The 3,137-nt window shown below is 64.4% G+C and carries 3 protein-coding genes; 2 read left to right on the forward strand and 1 reads right to left on the reverse strand.

Going from position 1 to position 3,137, the window contains the following annotated elements:
* Window positions 1-105 precede the first annotated feature (105 nt).
* Window positions 106-1,560: an IS66 family transposase gene (locus tag B9S61_RS27915; protein WP_103544695.1), complete on the forward strand. Its 1,455-nt coding sequence runs from the start codon at window positions 106-108 to the stop codon at window positions 1,558-1,560.
* Window positions 1,561-1,635: 75 nt separating this feature from the next.
* Here B9S61_RS27915 and B9S61_RS42715 read toward each other — a convergent pair whose 3' ends face one another.
* Window positions 1,636-1,911, reverse strand: a complete 276-nt coding sequence (locus tag B9S61_RS42715; protein WP_103544718.1) for an integrase core domain-containing protein — start codon at window positions 1,909-1,911, stop codon at window positions 1,636-1,638.
* A gap of 526 nt (window positions 1,912-2,437) precedes the next feature.
* On the opposite strand from B9S61_RS42715, the gene B9S61_RS27925 reads away from it, so the two are divergent.
* Window positions 2,438-3,137, forward strand: a 700-nt coding sequence (locus tag B9S61_RS27925) for a reverse transcriptase domain-containing protein (RefSeq protein ID WP_258039875.1), incomplete at its 3' end; no start/stop codon positions are given.

Consider the following 3,137-nt stretch of genomic DNA (forward strand, 5'->3'; position numbering starts at 1 on the left):
GTAGCTATTCAGCAGGGTGTGATCGGTTCGCGGACCGTGCGGCGTGATCGCTAGGGTGGCGGTGTGGAGGATCCCGACTGGTCTGCGAAGGACCTTCTTGCCGAGTTGGCCGCGGTACGCGGCGAGTTGGCGGCTTCCCGGGCCGAGGCGGCCGCGAAGGACGAGCGGATCGATCAGCTGCTGGTCCAGATCGCGGAGTTGACCACGCAGGTCCAGGCCCTGGTACTGCGGCTGTCGAGGGATTCCTCGACCTCCTCGAAGCCGCCGTCCTCGGACGGGCCGGGCAAGCGGCCCCGTGGCGGGTCCTCGCGTACCCGCTCGGGACGCAAACCGGGCAAGCAGCCAGGTGATCCGGGCACCACCTTGCGGCAGGTAGAGGATCCGAACGAGCGGATCGTCATCCCCGCTCCGGCATCCTGCGCCGGCTGCGCGTCCTCGCTGGTCAAGGTTCCGGTGGCCGCGGTGCGCCGCCGTCAGGTCTTTGACCTGGCCACCCCGCTTCCGCCGCAGGTCATCGAGTACGCCGCGGACGTCAAGTGCTGCCCCGGGTGCGGAAAGAAGGCCACCGGAGTCTTCCCGGCCGGAGTGGAATCGGCGGCCCAGTACGGTCCCGATGTCACCGCGAAGGTCGCGGACGCGGTCCTGGGACACCACATCCCGGTACACCGCTCGACACTGCTGGTGATGGAACTGTGCGGGATGAAGGTCTCCACCGGCTTCGCCGCATCCCTGCGAGGCCGGGCCGCCCGCCTGCTGGAGGCCGGGTTCCTGCCCTCGGTCCGCGCCCTGCTCTCCGGCGCACCCGTCGTGCACGCCGATGAGACCTTCACCCGCACCCGGGCCAGGACCGTCTTCCTGCACGTGGCCTCCACCGCGCACCTCACCCTGATGCACACCGGTGACCGCTCGGCCGCGACCATCGACGCCGGCCAGGTCCTGCCGCACCTCAGCGGTGTCCTGGTCCGCGACGGATACGCCGGCTACACCCACCTCGACCACGTCCTGCACGCCTGGTGCGGCGCGCACCTGCTACGTGACCTGCGCGGCATCCATGAAGCCGACCTCCAGGGCCAGCTGTGGGCCCGCGCCATGGCCGACACCCTCCTGGAAGCCAACCGTCTCGCGTCCGCCGCCCGCGACACCGGGCGCGAGGAACTCACCGCCGACGAACTGCGCACCATCCACCGGCTCTACACAGGAGCACTGGCCCGCTCCCGCCAGGACAACCGGAACAAGAACACCGAACTCGCCCGGCACGCCCGCACCCTGGCCAAACGTTTCGAGGAACACCGCGAGGTCATCCTCCGCTTCACCACCGACCTGGCCGTCCCCTTCACCAACAATCAGGCGGAACGCGACATCAGACCCGCCAAGGTCCAGCAACGCTCCTCCGGAGGCTGCTGGCGAACCCTCCAGGGACTGGCCGACTTCGCCATCGTCCAGTCGTACCTGTCGACCGCGGCCAAGTGGGGCATCAGCCGCTACGACGCACTCCAGCGCCTCTTCACCACAGGGGCGTGGATCCCGCATGCCCTCACCCCTGACACAGCAACAGCCTGACCGAACCGCTCAACCCCGCTGAATAGCTACGACCTGTGAGCTGCCCCGAGTTCCGTAGAGTCCGGTGATCTTGTTTCAGGCGGGCTGCGGGGCGGCTTCCTGTTGCCGCCACCAGTCGCGTTCGTATTCGGCAGACGGTACGTAGTCGAGGGCGGAGTGGAGTCGTTCCTCGTTGCACCACGTGACCCACTGGAAGATCGCCCGCTCGACCTGGTCGACGTCCCTCCAGGAGCCCTGCATCTCGATCAGCTCGGCCCGAAGGTGCCGTTCAGGGCCTAGGTCATCGCGTTGGTGTGTCCAGAAGGTGATTGTGAGGTTCTGATGTAGAAGACGGAAACGAACAGTTGCCATGCTGTTGTGGAGATGAAGGTAGGTCCTTCGACATCGGCATGCAGGTGCAGGTGTCAAACCGCCATGAGCTGCTGCGGTGAATGAGCCGTGGTGGTGAGCGTCATGGAAAAGCCGTACTGAATACGGCAGGTGTGGGCTGAGAAGACGAACGCAAGTGAACCACTGATGACGTGTCGTAAAGCTTAGACGACATCAAAACCGGGGCCTCAATGCTGTCCTGGGATGAGCCAGGCGGGAACCTGTCTACTGGTCTGGCGGTGTCCGGCATGAAGGTGGCGCGAGCTCAGTCCGGGCTTCACAACGGAACTGGAGATCTCCTCGACGCGAAACCGCGATCCGCGGGTTGACGTGGATCGCGAGAGGGAGAGGCGCAAGTGGCGAAGAGCCATGAGAGCCGGAGTACCAGTCGCGCGTCGGGAGGGCGGAACGTCCCGTAGTAGTGATGAAACCTCCGTAATAGAGGCGGAGCGAAGGGGACGTGTTGTTGAGTGTCGATCGGCGATCAACCAGAGATGGGAGGAATCGGATGGTCGAGACGAGATCAGCAAGCAAGCCGTTTGATATTCCGAAACGGCTGGTCTGGAACGCATACCTGAAGGTCAAGGCCAACAGGGGAGCGGCTGGGGTGGACGGGCAGTCGTTAGCGGAGTTTGAGCAGGATGAGAAGAACAACCTGTACAAGCTGTGGAACCGGTTGTCCTCGGGAAGTTACTTCCCTCCGCCTGTGAGAGCGGTTGATATTCCCAAAGCCGGCGGTGGGACTCGGAGCCTTGGGGTTCCGACCGTGGCTGACAGGATCGCTCAGACGGCAGTGGCCATGACATTGGAGCCAGATGTGGAGCAGATCTTCCATCAGGATTCGTATGGCTATCGCCCGAGGCGGTCCGCGCTGGATGCAGTGGAGACGTGCAAGCAGCGGTGCTGGAGGCATCCTTGGGTGATTGACATTGACATCCAGGGATTCTTCGACAACGTGCCGCACGCCCCCATCATCGCGGCAGTGGAAAGACATGCCAATCTCCCGTGGGTGCTGCTGTATGTGAAGCGATGGCTTGTCGCCCCCGTGCGGCAGCCCGACGGAACGCTCGTCAGACGGGAAAAGGGAACTCATCAAGGGTCTTCCATTTCACCGTTGTTGTCGAATCTGTTCATGCACTACGCCTTCGATGCGTGGCTGGCTCGGGAGTACCCGGGGATCAGGTTCGAGCGGTACGGCGACGACGCTG

This window comes from Streptomyces sp. SM1, assembly GCF_002910825.1.
Taxonomy (GTDB): Bacteria; Actinomycetota; Actinomycetes; order Streptomycetales; family Streptomycetaceae; genus Streptomyces; species Streptomyces okerensis.

Excerpts from the sequence above, each read along its gene's own strand:
- B9S61_RS42715 (WP_103544718.1), bottom strand. The coding sequence starts at position 1,911 with ATGGCAACTGTTCGTTTCCGTCTTCTACATCAGAACCTCACAATCACC.